The 14,140-nt window shown below is 34.9% G+C and carries 21 protein-coding genes; 4 read left to right on the top strand and 17 right to left on the bottom strand.

Features of this window, described 5'->3' with window-relative positions:
* Nucleotides 1-18 precede the first annotated feature (18 nt).
* Nucleotides 19-657 (top strand): zinc dependent phospholipase C family protein, encoded by a 639-nt coding sequence (locus NLJ82_RS10400; RefSeq protein ID WP_000535597.1) that lies wholly within the window; start codon nucleotides 19-21, stop codon nucleotides 655-657.
* 44 nt (nucleotides 658-701) lie between these two features.
* Here NLJ82_RS10400 and NLJ82_RS10395 read toward each other — a convergent pair whose 3' ends face one another.
* The 5 genes from NLJ82_RS10395 to NLJ82_RS10375 form a co-directional block, all read right to left on the bottom strand.
* The gene (locus NLJ82_RS10395) at nucleotides 702-1,085 is read right to left on the bottom strand and encodes a VOC family protein (protein WP_000581458.1); all 384 of its coding nucleotides are present in this window, start codon (nucleotides 1,083-1,085) and stop codon (nucleotides 702-704) included.
* Nucleotides 1,086-1,208: 123 nt separating this feature from the next.
* The gene (locus NLJ82_RS10390; RefSeq protein WP_000588613.1) at nucleotides 1,209-2,378 is read right to left on the bottom strand and encodes a DEAD/DEAH box helicase; all 1,170 of its coding nucleotides are present in this window, start codon (nucleotides 2,376-2,378) and stop codon (nucleotides 1,209-1,211) included.
* Nucleotides 2,379-2,397: 19 nt separating this feature from the next.
* Nucleotides 2,398-2,925 carry a hypothetical protein gene (locus tag NLJ82_RS10385; protein ID WP_000460208.1) on the bottom strand — a complete coding sequence of 176 codons (528 nt, stop codon included), beginning with the start codon at nucleotides 2,923-2,925 and terminating at the stop codon, nucleotides 2,398-2,400.
* A gap of 90 nt (nucleotides 2,926-3,015) precedes the next feature.
* Entirely contained in the window at nucleotides 3,016-4,704 is a 1,689-nt protein-coding gene (locus NLJ82_RS10380; protein ID WP_012644371.1) for a formate--tetrahydrofolate ligase, read from the bottom strand.
* A gap of 63 nt (nucleotides 4,705-4,767) precedes the next feature.
* On the bottom strand, nucleotides 4,768-5,478 hold the full coding sequence (locus NLJ82_RS10375) for a class I SAM-dependent methyltransferase (RefSeq protein ID WP_000160038.1): 711 nt from the start codon (nucleotides 5,476-5,478) through the stop codon (nucleotides 4,768-4,770).
* 205 nt (nucleotides 5,479-5,683) lie between these two features.
* Here NLJ82_RS10375 and NLJ82_RS10370 point away from each other — a divergent pair, with 205 nt between their 5' ends.
* Nucleotides 5,684-6,022, top strand: a complete 339-nt coding sequence (locus NLJ82_RS10370; protein WP_001253199.1) for a hypothetical protein — start codon at nucleotides 5,684-5,686, stop codon at nucleotides 6,020-6,022.
* Nucleotides 6,023-6,051: 29 nt separating this feature from the next.
* Here the strand turns inward: NLJ82_RS10370 and NLJ82_RS10365 are convergent, their stop codons facing one another.
* The 4 genes from NLJ82_RS10365 to ytfJ all read right to left on the bottom strand — a co-directional run bounded on the left by NLJ82_RS10365 (nucleotide 6,052) and on the right by ytfJ (nucleotide 8,068).
* Nucleotides 6,052-6,264, bottom strand: coding sequence for a hypothetical protein (locus tag NLJ82_RS10365; RefSeq protein WP_000711202.1), 213 nt, complete (start codon nucleotides 6,262-6,264; stop codon nucleotides 6,052-6,054).
* 69 nt (nucleotides 6,265-6,333) lie between these two features.
* Nucleotides 6,334-6,654, bottom strand: coding sequence for a hypothetical protein (locus NLJ82_RS10360; RefSeq protein ID WP_000761177.1), 321 nt, complete (start codon nucleotides 6,652-6,654; stop codon nucleotides 6,334-6,336).
* A gap of 51 nt (nucleotides 6,655-6,705) precedes the next feature.
* Nucleotides 6,706-7,482 carry an oxalate:formate antiporter gene (locus NLJ82_RS10355; protein WP_000014091.1) on the bottom strand — a complete coding sequence of 259 codons (777 nt, stop codon included), beginning with the start codon at nucleotides 7,480-7,482 and terminating at the stop codon, nucleotides 6,706-6,708.
* A 160-nt stretch (nucleotides 7,483-7,642) separates the two neighbouring features.
* Nucleotides 7,643-8,068, bottom strand: a complete 426-nt coding sequence (gene ytfJ, locus NLJ82_RS10350; RefSeq protein ID WP_000349987.1) for a GerW family sporulation protein — start codon at nucleotides 8,066-8,068, stop codon at nucleotides 7,643-7,645.
* Between the two features lie 132 nt (nucleotides 8,069-8,200).
* Here ytfJ and NLJ82_RS10345 point away from each other — a divergent pair, with 132 nt between their 5' ends.
* Nucleotides 8,201-8,986, top strand: a complete 786-nt coding sequence (locus tag NLJ82_RS10345; protein WP_000984767.1) for a GNAT family N-acetyltransferase — start codon at nucleotides 8,201-8,203, stop codon at nucleotides 8,984-8,986.
* Nucleotides 8,987-9,014: 28 nt separating this feature from the next.
* Here the strand turns inward: NLJ82_RS10345 and NLJ82_RS10340 are convergent, their stop codons facing one another.
* The 6 genes from NLJ82_RS10340 to NLJ82_RS10315 all read right to left on the bottom strand — a co-directional run bounded on the left by NLJ82_RS10340 (nucleotide 9,015) and on the right by NLJ82_RS10315 (nucleotide 11,608).
* Complete coding sequence (locus tag NLJ82_RS10340) at nucleotides 9,015-9,152, bottom strand: hypothetical protein (protein WP_001224478.1); 138 nt, start codon at nucleotides 9,150-9,152, stop codon at nucleotides 9,015-9,017.
* Nucleotides 9,153-9,183: 31 nt separating this feature from the next.
* Nucleotides 9,184-9,612 carry a GNAT family N-acetyltransferase gene (locus NLJ82_RS10335; protein WP_000570285.1) on the bottom strand — a complete coding sequence of 143 codons (429 nt, stop codon included), beginning with the start codon at nucleotides 9,610-9,612 and terminating at the stop codon, nucleotides 9,184-9,186.
* Entirely contained in the window at nucleotides 9,609-9,980 is a 372-nt protein-coding gene (locus NLJ82_RS10330; RefSeq protein WP_000688091.1) for a cupin domain-containing protein, read from the bottom strand. Before NLJ82_RS10330 ends, NLJ82_RS10335 begins: the two co-directional genes overlap by 4 nt.
* A 12-nt stretch (nucleotides 9,981-9,992) precedes the next feature.
* Complete coding sequence (locus NLJ82_RS10325; RefSeq protein WP_000222822.1) at nucleotides 9,993-10,478, bottom strand: GNAT family N-acetyltransferase; 486 nt, start codon at nucleotides 10,476-10,478, stop codon at nucleotides 9,993-9,995.
* On the bottom strand, nucleotides 10,475-10,921 hold the full coding sequence (locus NLJ82_RS10320; protein ID WP_238389568.1) for a 2'-5' RNA ligase family protein: 447 nt from the start codon (nucleotides 10,919-10,921) through the stop codon (nucleotides 10,475-10,477). Before NLJ82_RS10320 ends, NLJ82_RS10325 begins: the two co-directional genes overlap by 4 nt.
* 120 nt (nucleotides 10,922-11,041) lie before the next feature.
* Entirely contained in the window at nucleotides 11,042-11,608 is a 567-nt protein-coding gene (locus NLJ82_RS10315; RefSeq protein WP_000843677.1) for a GNAT family N-acetyltransferase, read from the bottom strand.
* Nucleotides 11,609-11,744: 136 nt separating this feature from the next.
* Between NLJ82_RS10315 and NLJ82_RS10310 the strand changes: the two genes are divergently transcribed.
* Nucleotides 11,745-12,362 (top strand): DUF1648 domain-containing protein, encoded by a 618-nt coding sequence (locus NLJ82_RS10310; protein WP_001065182.1) that lies wholly within the window; start codon nucleotides 11,745-11,747, stop codon nucleotides 12,360-12,362.
* 29 nt (nucleotides 12,363-12,391) lie between these two features.
* On the opposite strand, the gene NLJ82_RS10305 is transcribed toward NLJ82_RS10310, so the two are convergent.
* Together NLJ82_RS10305 and NLJ82_RS10300 are read right to left on the bottom strand one after the other, a co-directional pair.
* Complete coding sequence (locus NLJ82_RS10305) at nucleotides 12,392-13,519, bottom strand: metallophosphoesterase (RefSeq protein WP_000411329.1); 1,128 nt, start codon at nucleotides 13,517-13,519, stop codon at nucleotides 12,392-12,394.
* A gap of 147 nt (nucleotides 13,520-13,666) precedes the next feature.
* A complete protein-coding gene (locus NLJ82_RS10300) occupies nucleotides 13,667-14,089 on the bottom strand; it encodes a GNAT family N-acetyltransferase (protein ID WP_001021918.1) in 423 nt (140 codons plus the stop codon).
* Between the last annotated feature and the right edge of the window lie 51 nt (nucleotides 14,090-14,140).

The following is a 14,140-nucleotide window of genomic DNA, read 5'->3' as shown; positions in this document are numbered from 1 at the left end:
GAAACCGAGGTGTCATTCATGGGATCACGAATTATGCATGCTATTATCGCTAACGGTATTGCCGAAAAACTATGTATTCAAGATAGAACTTCTTTCATACTCGGAGGTGTAGCACCTGATGCGGTCCATTCAGCAGAAGAAAAAGGAACTTCACACTTTTACGCTGGCACAACGAAAAATTATACGAGAAGGATAGCTTTTAATTCTTTTTTTCAAAAATATAAAGCTCAAATGGATTCCCCTTTTCTCTTAGGCTATTACACTCACCTCATTGCTGATGATAATTGGCTAAGCGGCTTTTTTCTTCCTTGGTTAAAAAATAGAATAGAAAATGATGAAACGATCGCACCTATGTACTATAACGATTTTAAATTGTTAAATGCAAAGTTGCTTCATCATTACGATAAAGAACAACAGCTCTTCTCGCTTCTCAATCAAGATGCTCACATTGTCGATATTGAAGAGGTTTCTAAAGAAAATGTTTCAGAATTTCGAAAATATCTTTTTGAAGATATGTTGTATCCAGAGCAACATTTGCATGAAGACTTACAGGTGTTTACGTTTAATCAAATTGTCGGTTATATGGAAACCGCTATTGAAAAAGGAACATTTTTTATTAAACAACTCTCTCATGATAAATTCATTTCAAAGATTTAATCCCCCTCAATATGTTTGAGGGGGATTTTCACATAACAATATTATTATTGGTTCTTTTCCATAACCGCAAAATAATTCCCTTCACTATCAGCAAAGTTAAATACTTTACCAGAAGGCATAGTTACCATTTCTCCAACAGTAACATTTTTATTTGTTAAATCTGTATATAATTGATCAAGATTTTCTGAGAAGAACATTAAAGATGGTATACCAAGATTCAATTCTGGGCTCATTTTAGAAATCACTTCTTTATTATGTAGTATAATGCTCGTTTCAGCACCGTTAGTCGGAGCGATTTCAATCCATCTCATTCCTTGTTTGTTATCTTCCTCTGCTACTACATGAAACCCTATCTTTTCCGTCCAAAAATTGACTGCCTCATCTTGATTATTTACATATAACATAATTTGTCCTACTTTATGGATCACTGCATTTCCCCCTAATGATTTTTATATTCTATGTAGCTTTCTACAGATACTGTTATTATTCCTTTTTCATTTAATGACAAACAAAAAAGACGTAACTACAAATAGTTACGCCTTCCCCATTCTTTATCTAGGCTTTTTCTTCCCAGTAAATGCTGGTTTCTTTTTCTTTGGTGCTTTCGGTTTTGTTTCTACAAATGATCCTTTGAACATTTCTTGCTTCGTAAATACGATACCTAGTTTTTTCGCAAATTGTAGTAATTTACGCTCTTCTTGCGGTGTTACAAGAGATACAACAGTTCCTTCTTTACCCATACGTCCAGTACGTCCTGAGCGGTGAATATATTGGTCTACTGTGTCTGGTAATTCCAAGTGAATTACATGTGTTAAATCGTCAATATCGATACCGCGTGCTGCAATATCAGTAGCAAGTAAAATTTCTAATTTTCCTCCGCGGAAAGCACGCATCGTCGCTTCACGCTCTTGTTTACTTGCTTCTGCATGAAGAGCCGCTGCTTTCATTTTACGGAATTTCAATTTCTCAGTAATTTCGTCTAAACGGAATGGGTCGTTTAAGAAAGCAACTGCTTTTACATCACCCATATGCATAATTCTTCTTACGTAATCATTTTTCTCGCGTCGCTCACAAATGATATACGTATGCTCAACTAAGCTTTTTGATTCTGCACGTGTTACACGTACTAATTGTGGTTCAACTGCTAAATCACGCGCCGCATCTTCTGCTGCTTTTGTCATTGTAGCCGAGAAGAATACTAATTGACGATCGCGCATCGTAGATTTAATTACATCTTGTACAGCGCCCATCATCTTTTGTTTTACAATTTGATCAAACTCATCAAATACAATTGTTTTCACTTCATGCATTTTTAGCTTTTTCATACGAATTAATTCTAAAATACGTCCCGGTGAACCGACAATCACTCTCGGGTGTTTCTTTAATTTTTCAACTTGGCGCTTAATATCTGCACCACCAATTAAAGATGCACCTGAGATCTCAGTTCCTGCTGTAAACTTTTGAACCTCTTCATGAATTTGCATGACAAGTTCACGTGTTGGTGCTAAAACAACAACTTGTGGCTGTTTTACTTCAGGATTAATTTTATGTAAAAGGGGTAATAAGTACGCTAATGTTTTTCCTGTTCCAGTTGGAGATTCAGCTATAACGTCTTGTCCTTCTAAAATAGTTGGAATCGCTTGTTTTTGAATTTCAGTTAACTCTTTAAAACCAGCCTTCTCCCAAGCTTGTTGTAAAAATGGTTGCATATCTTTTATCATTTGTTTTTCTCCTTTATCTCTATTTTTGAAGAAAATGTTGTATTGTTCGCACCGTTTCTATCATGTGTGAAATAACAGCTATTAAATCATCAACATGGTCTTCTGTAATCGCTTTTTGAAATAGAACCTCTACCTTATTATGATATGAAATCGCTTGCTTATTATATTCGTATGAAAGTTTTTGCGTAATCATTCTTTCTTTTCCCCATATAGAATGCATGAAAGTTTCAATTTCTTCGCACATTACTTCTGGTTTTTCTATCGGGAATGAAAATGCTAATTTCATTTCACAACCTGGTGTAAATTGTGGTACTTCTAATATTTCACCAGACAAGTTCTTTGCATCTACAGATAGTGAAAATGTTGCTTCTACTAACGGTTCGAATGGTTCTGTTAATTGAAATGAAATATGATATATACGACTTAATGAAGCAAGGTCCATCATATCTTTTCGATCAGTTACAAGAATATCTCCATGTAAATCAAAATCATAAACAGCGCCTTCTACGATTACTTTTAAATTATCAAAAGCAGTTGGATCAAACATAATTTCCTCCAAAAAACAGGCGCCTTTCGATGGAAAGGCGCCACTTGATGTATATATAGTTTACAGATAAACGAGATGAATTACAACCTTTTAGAATAAACCTACTGCTTTTCCATCTTCATTTACATCCATTTGTAGTGCTGCTGGTTGTTTTGGAAGGCCTGGCATTGTTAACATTGTCCCTGTTAACGCAACGATAAAGCCTGCACCAATAGATGGTTTTAGCTCACGAATTGTAACGATAAAGTCAGATGGACGACCTAATTTCGTTGCATCGTCAGAAAGAGAGTATTGTGTTTTCGCCATACAAATTGGTAGGTTACTCCAACCTTCGCCTTCATATTGAGCTAATTGCTTACGTGCTTTCGGAGCAAATTCAATATCTTTTGCGCCGTACACTTTTTGAGCAATTGTACGAATTTTCTCTTCTAATGGTAATTCTAATTCATAAAGTGGTGCGTAGTTGTTTTCACCTTTTTCAATTTCTTTTAACACTTTTTCAGCAAGGTCAACTCCGCCTTGGCCACCTTTCTCCCAAACTTCTGTTAAGGATACCGCATAGCCACGCTCATTACACCATTCTTGTAAGTATGCAACTTCTGCATCTGTATCTGTAATGAATTTATTAATTGCAATTACGAAAGGCACACCGAAGCTTTGAATTGTTTCAACGTGCTTCTGTAAGTTCTCCATACCTTTTGCTAATGCATCTACATTTTCTTCTTTTAATTGATCTTTTGCTACGCCACCATGCATTTTAAGCGCACGAATCGTCGCAACAATAACAACTGCTTCTGGTTTAATGCCAGCTGCACGAGCTTTAATATCTAAAAACTTCTCAGCACCTAAATCTGCACCAAATCCAGCTTCTGTAATAACATAATCACCTAATTTTGCTGCCATTGTTGTAGCGATAACACTGTTACAACCGTGAGCGATATTCGCAAATGGTCCGCCATGAATGATAGCTGGTGTATTTTCTAACGTTTGCACTAAGTTTGGCTTTAATGCATCTTTTAATAATAATGTTAACGCACCTTCTACACCTAAATCTTTAACCGTTACAGGTTGATTTGCAAAGTTATAAGCAACTACGATGCGCGATAGACGTGCTTTTAAATCTTGAATATCTGTTGCAAGGCAGAATACGGCCATAATTTCAGATGCTACTGTAATATCAAAACCATCTTCACGTGGTACACCTTGAACCGGTCCACCAAGACCAATTACTACGTTACGTAGGGCACGATCATTTAAGTCAACACATCGTTTCCAAACGATTTTACGCGTATCAATTCCAAGTGTATTTCCTTGTTGGATATGATTATCAATAAACGCCGCTAACGCGTTATTAGCAGTTGTGATCGCATGGATATCTCCAGTAAAGTGAAGGTTAATGTCTTCCATTGGTACAACCTGTGAAAATCCACCACCTGCTGCTCCGCCTTTTAGCCCCATCGTTGGTCCAAGAGATGGTTCGCGAAGTGCAATTACTGTTTTCTTACCAATTTTATTAAAAGCTTGACCTAAACCAACTGTTACTGTTGATTTACCTTCTCCAGCTGGAGTTGGGTTAATCGCTGTTACTAAAACAACTTTACCGTCTTTCTCATTCTGTAAGCGCTTAAAAATATCAAGAGATAACTTACCTTTATAATGACCGTATGGCTCTAATTCATCTTCTAAAATATTTAATTCAGCTGCAATTTCTTGAATCTTCTTCATACTTGCTTCTTGTGCGATTTCAATGTCGGATTTAACTGTTGTAGTAGTTGTCATATACCCTAGTCCCCCTTTAATTGGTTCTGATGATATTGTATCAGTTTTTTGTATTTTCTGCACTTATTTACCTCCTAAAAATTCTTTCATTTCTTTATGCTTTTTTAACATAAATACCCATAAGAACGTTAACGATTGTTGTAACTCTGTAGATAGTTGACCTAACATCTTCTCATTTACTCCGCGCTTATATACACCGATACCATCTACAACTTTAAAACCTTGTTCTTTTGCTAACTGTTCAAATTCCCAAGGCATCATCGTATTACATACAACGTCTTTGCCGTATAAACGAGGATAACTGTTCTCTCTTGGCTTTGCTGTCGGCCCTAAAATTGCAATACATGCATACCCATCACTTTTTAGAACACGCTTTATCTCATTTAATGCTCGTAATGGCTCCTCGGTCCATTCTAAAGAATTAATTGCCATAATTGCTTCAAATTGTTCATTTTCGAACGGTAAGGAAGAAAGATCTCCTTTTATAAAGGATAAATCCGGTCCCTCTCCGCGCTCCTTCCCTTTTTGAATCATCACTTCTGATAAATCTACTCCAACTGCTTTATAGCCCGCGCGACTTAATTTATATGTACCGTATCCATCTCCACAACCAACGTCAAGCACCTTGGCTTCTTTCTTCACATATTGTTCAAAAAATGGAATAATCGTACTCCTACTCCCACTATCCCACATCTCCTGACTATTTTGATTCCAAAACTCTGCACTACTATCCCATTTCTTCTCTGCTGATTCATGCCAATTAAATTTCGTCATACATTCCCCTACCTTCACGCTTTATCACTCATTTCATTCTACATCATTTTCCAAAATTCCTGTTTTATCTTCATTAGGAAATGTACATGCTAATAAAGGAATCTTTATTCTCCAATTTTTGCTTTACTTGGGTTTAACTCATACTCATGTTCTTCTCTTTATGAAAGATACTATAAGTACACCCAATTGAAAGAGAGGGATGTACATGCGAAGAAAGAGAAATCATCATTTTAAAAGTGGTGAAAAAAACGAAGAGTATGCAGCTGAAATATCACCAGCTGGCATTCCAATTAGACATAAACGTAAAGAAATTGCAAATGAAATAGAAGGTACAAATACCGGTGCAATGATAGGCTATGTCGCTTTATTTCTTTCGCTTTTCTCCATTGCATTTTATCCGGTTACACTCGGTTCTCTTGCGATTTTAGTTGGCTTATTAGCTGTCAATTTTGGAGCAAGAACACTTGGATATACAGCAATTGGTTTTGGTAGTTTTTCTGTTTTATTTACTTTACTTTATCCGCTTGCTTTGTCAGCGTTTTAAAAAAACACACCAAGTTATACTTGGTGTGTTCATTCGTGATACAACATAATATGACCGCATCCACAACAATGCTTCGCTGTAATTTCTTGAAACACTGGATAATTTTCTTCATCCCGATGCTCAATAAATACCTTTTCAAATCGATACATATTTGGCGCATATGCCCAATCTTGTTTCGTACGTGCGTATAATGTAGAAGAGAAAAACTCCTCACCGCCACAAACAATACATTCCTTCTTCATCAATATCCCTCCTATGCTTGTCTTACTTCATCTATATGAACATAAGCATAAAAAAAAGACCTTCTATTACTAGAAAGTCTTCTCTGAAACAAAAAGAAATGTACCAAACATTCCTACCCCGCTATATTCTTTTGTAACATCAGCTTCTGTTTTAAATGTTTGCTTTACAGTCATAAAGAATACACCATTTCGTGCATCTGTACTTTCAAATTTTAGTTTTTCTTTTTTACCATCTACATTTTGTGTGCATTCAAAACTACCCTCGTCACATTTCAATGCATACTTATCTTCTAGATACAATTTAAAATCTGATTCTTTCGGACAAGTGATAAGTAAAATTGCCACAAGAATAATACTTACAATACCCACAATTGTATAATATTTCTTCATTTGTACTCCTTTCAAAAGACAAGAAAACTTGACTGCATGCGCCAAGTTTTCTTAGTCCACAACCCATTGCCACTCTTGTTCTTTCTTATCAAAAATAAGCCAACCAGTCTCTGTTGCTTCTTCTTTCAATTCATCGATATTATCTAGTACCTCATCCGTACTTTCATACGAACCAACTACATATACCGGAATTTCAAGACCCCTTCTTGACTCAATTTTCCCTGCCAGATCAATATAAAGACCATCTTCCATTAATGGAAGAAGCCCCATAATCACTTCTTTTGAAATTGCTGGGAAAATTTTTGATTTTTGGAAGAAAGAAAAACGTTTCTTACCGAAAGCACCGAGTTTATAAGGAATAACTTTACTTAACATTCCTACAAAATCGGCAATTCTACGATAATACACTTTGTTGTACCATCCGTCATCATGTGAAAAATAAACAAATCTATTTTTCAATAACGGAAAGAACGTTCTTGCAAGTGGTTCTTTTTTGTGAGCCAAATATAAAAGCTCTGCAATTTCTTTTGGCTCTAGTTCATCTAAATCGCTTGCATCATCAAAATCTACCCAACAAAATTCATCAAATTCATCAATCTCTGCTTGAATTAACTTATGTATATTTTCTTCCTCAACATATTCAAATAAAGTATGATAATGAAAATCTGTCCATTCAAAATTATGCTTTAAAAGCAACACTTGATGAAGCGGTGAAGGGATGTTACTTGCAAACTCTTTAAACGTAATTCCTGATGTAATAAAACAATGACCTCGACGATTACCATTAATATATATCATATTCTTTACTTGGTCAGATCCTCCAGACAAAGCACCTAGCCACCTTCGTTTTATATGTTTCAATTCTATAGCATATTTTAACATGAAAAATTTTAGAAACATAGAAAAAACTTCAAAAACTATTTACAATTTCATGTGTTTTATTACACAGTGATTACAAGAAAAAACACCTGCTCGTAAGCAGGCGTTTTTAAAGGATTTCATCTGGGTTTTGAGGATGATGATTTCCCTCTTTCTTTTCATCTTTTTGGAACATCGATTGAATTTTATCAATTGTTTGTGGAGCTAATTCAATCATTTTTTCTGCTAAATGTGTCGCATTTTGTAAATGAAGAATATTTACTCCATCTTTATTCACCACAAGAAATGCTACTGGCGTAATAGAAACACCCCCTGCGCTACCGCCACCAAATGCAGGGTTACCGTTCGCTCTTTGTCCATCATTCGTTTGGAAGTCAGAACCTCCTGCTCCAAAACCGAACGCTACTTTAGAAACCGTTAACACTACACCACCGTCAGCCGTTTGAACAGGCTCTCCAACAATCGTATTTACATCAACCATTTCTTTTAAATTTTCCATTGCCGCTTTCATTAACCCTTGAATTGGATGATCCACCGTTCATAACCTCCTTTGTCATATCTTTCCTAGTTTTTCCGAAAGTTTGTGAACTAAACATAAAATTTTATATTGATTTCAAAAAACTTAAGTTGTAATATTTAGAAAAATAAAAAAAGAGGTCGATTCGTTATGATGCGAAAATTAACAAAGAAAGATCATGAACAAGTATTCGCTTATCTAAAAGAAGAAGCAGCCCTTAACTTGTTTATTATTGGAGATATTGAAGCTTTCGGTTATGACACAGATTTTCAAGAATTATGGGGCGTATTTAAAGAGAATGGGACATTAAAATCAATTCTACTCCGATTCCACGATTCATTTATACCCTATAGTAAAGAAGAACTTGTTACCACTGATTATGAGACACTTCTTTCCCCATATAAGCCGCTTAAACTCTCTGGTAAGTCAACTATTGTAGAAAGGTTTGAAACTGCTCCCAGTCTACAATTAGGCTCCAAAAATGAAATGTATTTTTGCGAATGTATAGATGCCGACAACTTGCCTAGTACGCCTGCCCAAGAAACAATTAAACTTGCCACACTAGATGATGTAGAGCGAATTATGCAATTAAGAAGTAGCATCGATGAATTCCCGACTGCTCATGAATCAGAAAAAATTTTAAGGCAAGCTCTCGAAACAAATACAGGACGTACATATTATATTGAAAAAGACGGTGCAATCATCGCATCCGCCTCTACTTCCGCTGAAAATTCATTATCTGCAATGGTTGTTGGCGTATGTACACACCCGAATTACCGCGGAAATGGATTTGCTTCACTCATATTACAAAAAATGATTCAAGACTTTACGAAAGAAGGCCGAACACTTTGCCTGTTTTATAACAATCCAGCTGCTGGACGAATTTATAAACGTCTAGGGTTTAAAGACATCGGGATGTGGACGATGTATCGATAATAATAAAAAGCCGATTTAAAATCGGCTTTTATACATATTGTGCTATTCCAGCTTCAAAAGCTTTCTTATCATTATTTTGACCTATTTCATTTATATAAACAGAATTTATTTGCAATTCAGGATACAACCTTTGTAAATACGCAACATACTCATTTTCTTTTCTCATTCTTTCTCTTCTCCCGTTCAAACTATTATTCTCACTTCAAAGTCATAATGACCTGTCTTTCAACAAAACCAAACTCTTCGTACATCTCTTTTGCAAAATTTCCAGCAAATACATTCAAACGAATTTCTGAATAATTCTTTTGTAATTCCTTAATACCAGCCTCTATTAACTTTCTTGACAATCCTTTCCCGCGGTACTCTGGAAAAACATACAATTCGTATATAAACCCTAGTTTTTCATGAGAAAAATAGTCCGTATTTTCCCCTATTAATATCCAACCCATTACAACGTTTTCTTCTTTAACGACTAAATAATACGCTCCCTTTTCTACAATCGGCCTTGTAATTTCAATCGCTTTCTCTGTATTTAAACGACAATTTCCCCTCGTACCTTCAAAAAGCGATTGAGCTGCATATTGTATTATTTCGTCCGTTTCTTCCCGATTTGCCTTTTCTATCATTTTTTACAACTCTCCTCTTTAATAGGCATTAATATCGCTCGTTCAAGATCCTCCGCTTCCATAACAATTGCCATCAATCCCTTTTCTGTACTCGTTTCATGAAATTCACCCTTCTCCCAAAACACAGCTTGTCCCGCTTCCACCTTCACTTTTTCTTTATTTGCCCCGCATACATATCCTTCTCCGTCCACAATAAGAAGCAGTTGCGATACAACTGCTTCATGATATCCAATTATTCCATTCTCTTTTAAATGCATAGCACCGATATGTATATTCCCTTGATGATTCACTATTTTCGACATTATGAAATTAGATTGAAATGCTGTAATTTGCTTTCCTACTTTTTCACTAAAATCAAAGATTTTCACTTCTAGTCCTCCTTATATGTATAAAACCATCCTTACTGTCTGCATCATATGTCCTTCAAAATCTTCTTCAAATTCCTCTAATTGTGCAAAACCTTTCGCTTCATAAAACCGTTTTCCTTTTTCATTCGCTGCTTCTACATGAATGTATAGTTTCCGAATTCCTTTTAATACTGTTAACCCTTTTTGTAATAAAGCACTTCCTATCCCTTTCCCTTGTTGATCTGGTAACAAATAAATTGCTCCTAATTCTGCTTCGTTTTGCAGTCTAACAGGTGAAAAATTTGCAAAGCCAATGACTTCTCCCTCTTCTTCTGCAACGAATAAATGTGTATTCTCAAGACGATATTTCATTTTTTCATCAGAATAAGCCTCGTCTAAAAAACTGTCTTGAATCTCTCTCGGAATAATGCCTTCGTATGTATCATGCCAAGCTATTTTCGCTACTGATTGTACAGCATGAATATCTTCCTGCTTCATTTCTCTAATTACATATGTCATCTCGATGTCTCCATTCTCTTTAAATTATATTCTGCTAATATACGAGAAGAAATGGCAGAACCATTTTCATAATTCACCTTTATTAATTTTAATTTCTCAATTGAAGCTGTTGCATGATCAAATTTTTCATAAATATATTCCATTACACGTAAAAACTGATTTGTATGTAATCTATTTGCAATCGTACAATGCGGAACCCACTTTCCCGGTACGTAATATGAATTTGGGTTGTCATGAAAATTGTTAAAATAATCATGATAAGAATGATGAAATTTTAACAATGCATCAGTAACAGTCGGTGCTAGAAAGACTGTTCCGTTAGTAGGAAAAACTCCAACAGAAGGAAAAGTTATTGGGTCCATATTTTCTTGCATAACTACAAACTCCCCTAATTTCTCCTTATACAAATGAACATTTAACTCATTATAATCAGCTAACGTAATATGAGGTTATGCTCCGGCTAATTGATTTGTGCCAATGATATTTGTTAATTCATTTTGCAATTCTGTAATTTTATTAGTAAATACACGATCAAATGTAGCAATAATAGCGTACATATCCCTTCACCCCTTTGTTACACATAGCGCTTCCCATTCTTCACGAATCATCCCCATTCGAATAGAATCATAGTACGTTCCGTTATAATAACGGCATTTGCGCATTCTACCTTCTAAAGTCATTCCTATTTTCTCCGCTACTTTCATCATTCGTTCATTACCAGACCAAGTCGTGAGCCCTACTCTACCAATCTCCATCTTTTTAAATAGTAAATCCCGATATAACGTTAACGCTTCTGTACCGTAGCCGCCATTCCAGTAAGCCGGATTATAAATGACAATTCCCATCTCCAACCAACGCGTCGGTTTATACTCCCAATAAAATCCGACCGTCCCTATAACTTGACCGTTATGTTCTATAATTAAATTGGATAGCGGTTCTTCTTTTAAACAAGTTTGCATCTTTTCCTTATAGGCTGAGTATTCTTGCATCGAAAACGGAAAATACGGTGCGTCCCATTTTTTCCATTCTGGATTTTCTTCTTTAAATATGAGATTCCATAATGTTTTTATATCTGATTCTTCAATTGTACGAATTGTTACTCTATCCCCTTTTATGATTACGCTTTTCATAATTTCCTCCTACACTCCTCTTTATTTCATATATAATTATAATGTTTTTTCTGAAAAATCAAAACAGATATCGTTTATTATATTGTATAATTTTGTTATAAGATACCAATTATTCATGTAGAAAGCTGGTGATTCAATGAATAATCGATTTAGTATTACTTTATTTCTCACTATTGTTACGACAAATATTATTCTCTATTTCTTCTTACCATCAAATATTGTTACGAAATGGGACTTCAATGGAACGCCTACATCAACAATGGATAAAGCTACTTTTGTTATCGTAAATATAATTATATGTTCCTTCGTATTTTTTTTATTTTTAGCTTTATCTAAAGCAGCGAGTAACCAGAAATTTCTCCATTTGATCAGCAACGCAATGTTACTATTCTTATTTTTTGTCGATATTGTCATTGCCCTTATCGCTCTTGGCTTTTCACTTCCTCTTGATTATTTCATATTTATAGCATTAGGGCTTTTATTTATATTACTAGGTTATTTCAGCTCCAAAATTGATACGAGTAAATCAACCGTTTCATTGGAATGGAATGATAAGCACCTTGAAAAAAGAGCTTCAAATATTTGTAGTATTTCAATGATGATAGCAGGTATTTTTCTAGTGGGGCTTCCATTTATCGTTTCTCCTCCATATAGAGGTTATGCTATACTAACAATTATTTTAGGAATGACGCTTGTCATTTTACCGAGTACGATTTATTTACTTATTAAAGATAGCAAGCAATCTACTTCTTAAAAAAAATAGGAGGTTACATCCCTCCTATTTCAGCTAAATATTTTCTTTTTCGTCTTTTCTATCTCAACTAAAATCCCTTTCTCTATCCAGCCTTCTACTCCATCTTTTTTAATTAAATCATATCCTGAGCAGCTACCATCAATGAGAGAAACAATATCCCCTTTTTTTACGCTTATTTGCGCACAAGATATATCCGTTTTCACTGTGTATTCACCTGAATCAAGTTGCCTAATATATTCATCTTTCACATAAAGTAATGTATTCGTTTCCCTTTGCCTGCATATTGTGTAATCTTGCTTCTTCTCAATAGGCTCTATGTAATAATGTGGATAGGTAACCCCGCCCTGCATTGTTGCATCGGCATGAAAATCTGCTATTACTTCATATTCTGGAAAACAGTCTACATATATATAAGAAAACTTATCACCTGTTGGTTTCCTCTGAATGATAAATGCATTTAATTGCCCTGCCTCTTTAATCGTATTTCCGCCGTCAATTGCAATAATCTTTTTTTCCTTATCAATAACAGGATTGTTAGATGGTGCCTTCTTTGAATAGTTTACAACAGGCCAATGACCGACAACTACATACTTATTTGCTTTATGTGATTGATTGAAAAACTCCGGCATTGCTATCGCATTTTTTCGTTCTGTCTCTTTCCAATCTTCTCTATCTTCAAGGCCAGCATGTACAAAGATATAATCCTCCGTTTCAATCGCTGTTGGTAATTCTGTTAGCCACTTTATTTCTTTTGAGAAATGGCTCATTAATTTTGTTTTCAATTCACGGATATCACTTTCTTTATGAACGTTAATATTCAATTGCGCTAGCCATTCATTAAAAATTGTATTTTTTCGCGTACACAAATAATTTATTAAAGCAGGATTTTCATTTACAAGTGCTTCAACTACAACTTCACAATTCCCTTCTATTACATACACATTTGGCTTACTAACTACTAGATCCATCACATAGTTTACGACGCCAATACTATTTCTTCCTTTCTCACAAAGATCGCCATTAATAATTAAATAATCTTCATCTTGAAAATTAACTTTATGTAGTAGTTCCTTAAAAAGATCTAATTCTCCATGAATATCAGAAATAATGATGACTCTTACATCATTTGGTATAGATAATTTCTTTATTTTCTCCAAGTATAAACGCCCCTAACATTCTCTAAATTCAAGATTCCATTTTAAATTTCTAATATTCGACAAATCATATCGCTAGACCTGTCCCTAGCTCAAATCTGAAAAAGAAAATAGGTTCCATATATTTTTACACACGGAACCTACTTAGTATTATAACTCTTTATAAAAAGAATAGCTTACCTTATTAAAGCCCTCTCTTTCATAAAAACGATGTGCATCAATTCTTGGAAATGCAGATGTAAGTACGATAGAACTGCACCCTTCTTCTTTCCCCCATTTTTCTACATATGACAGCAGAACATTACCATACCCTTTTGATCTGTGAGCTTCCGCGGTTACAAGGTCATACACAAAAACATGTTTCTCATTATAAAAATTCGTACAAATCGCTACACCAGCTAGACTAACAACTTCATTCTCTTCGTTACGCAGCGAAAATAGTTTATAATTTTCTTCTTTCATTTTTTGAAATAAAGAACTTGCTTCTTCTCTTGAAAGTTTTGTTCGCAGCTGCTGTAATACGGGAAATACTTCATGTAAATCTGCCTCTGTTACTACTTCTTTAATATTCATTATGATTCTCTCCTTACTATTTATAAAATTTTCTAAATGTTATATCATCAT

This window comes from Bacillus paranthracis (assembly GCF_024296885.1).
Classification (GTDB): domain Bacteria; phylum Bacillota; class Bacilli; order Bacillales; family Bacillaceae_G; genus Bacillus_A; species Bacillus_A paranthracis.
This window is presented reverse-complemented; position numbering and strand designations above follow the sequence as displayed.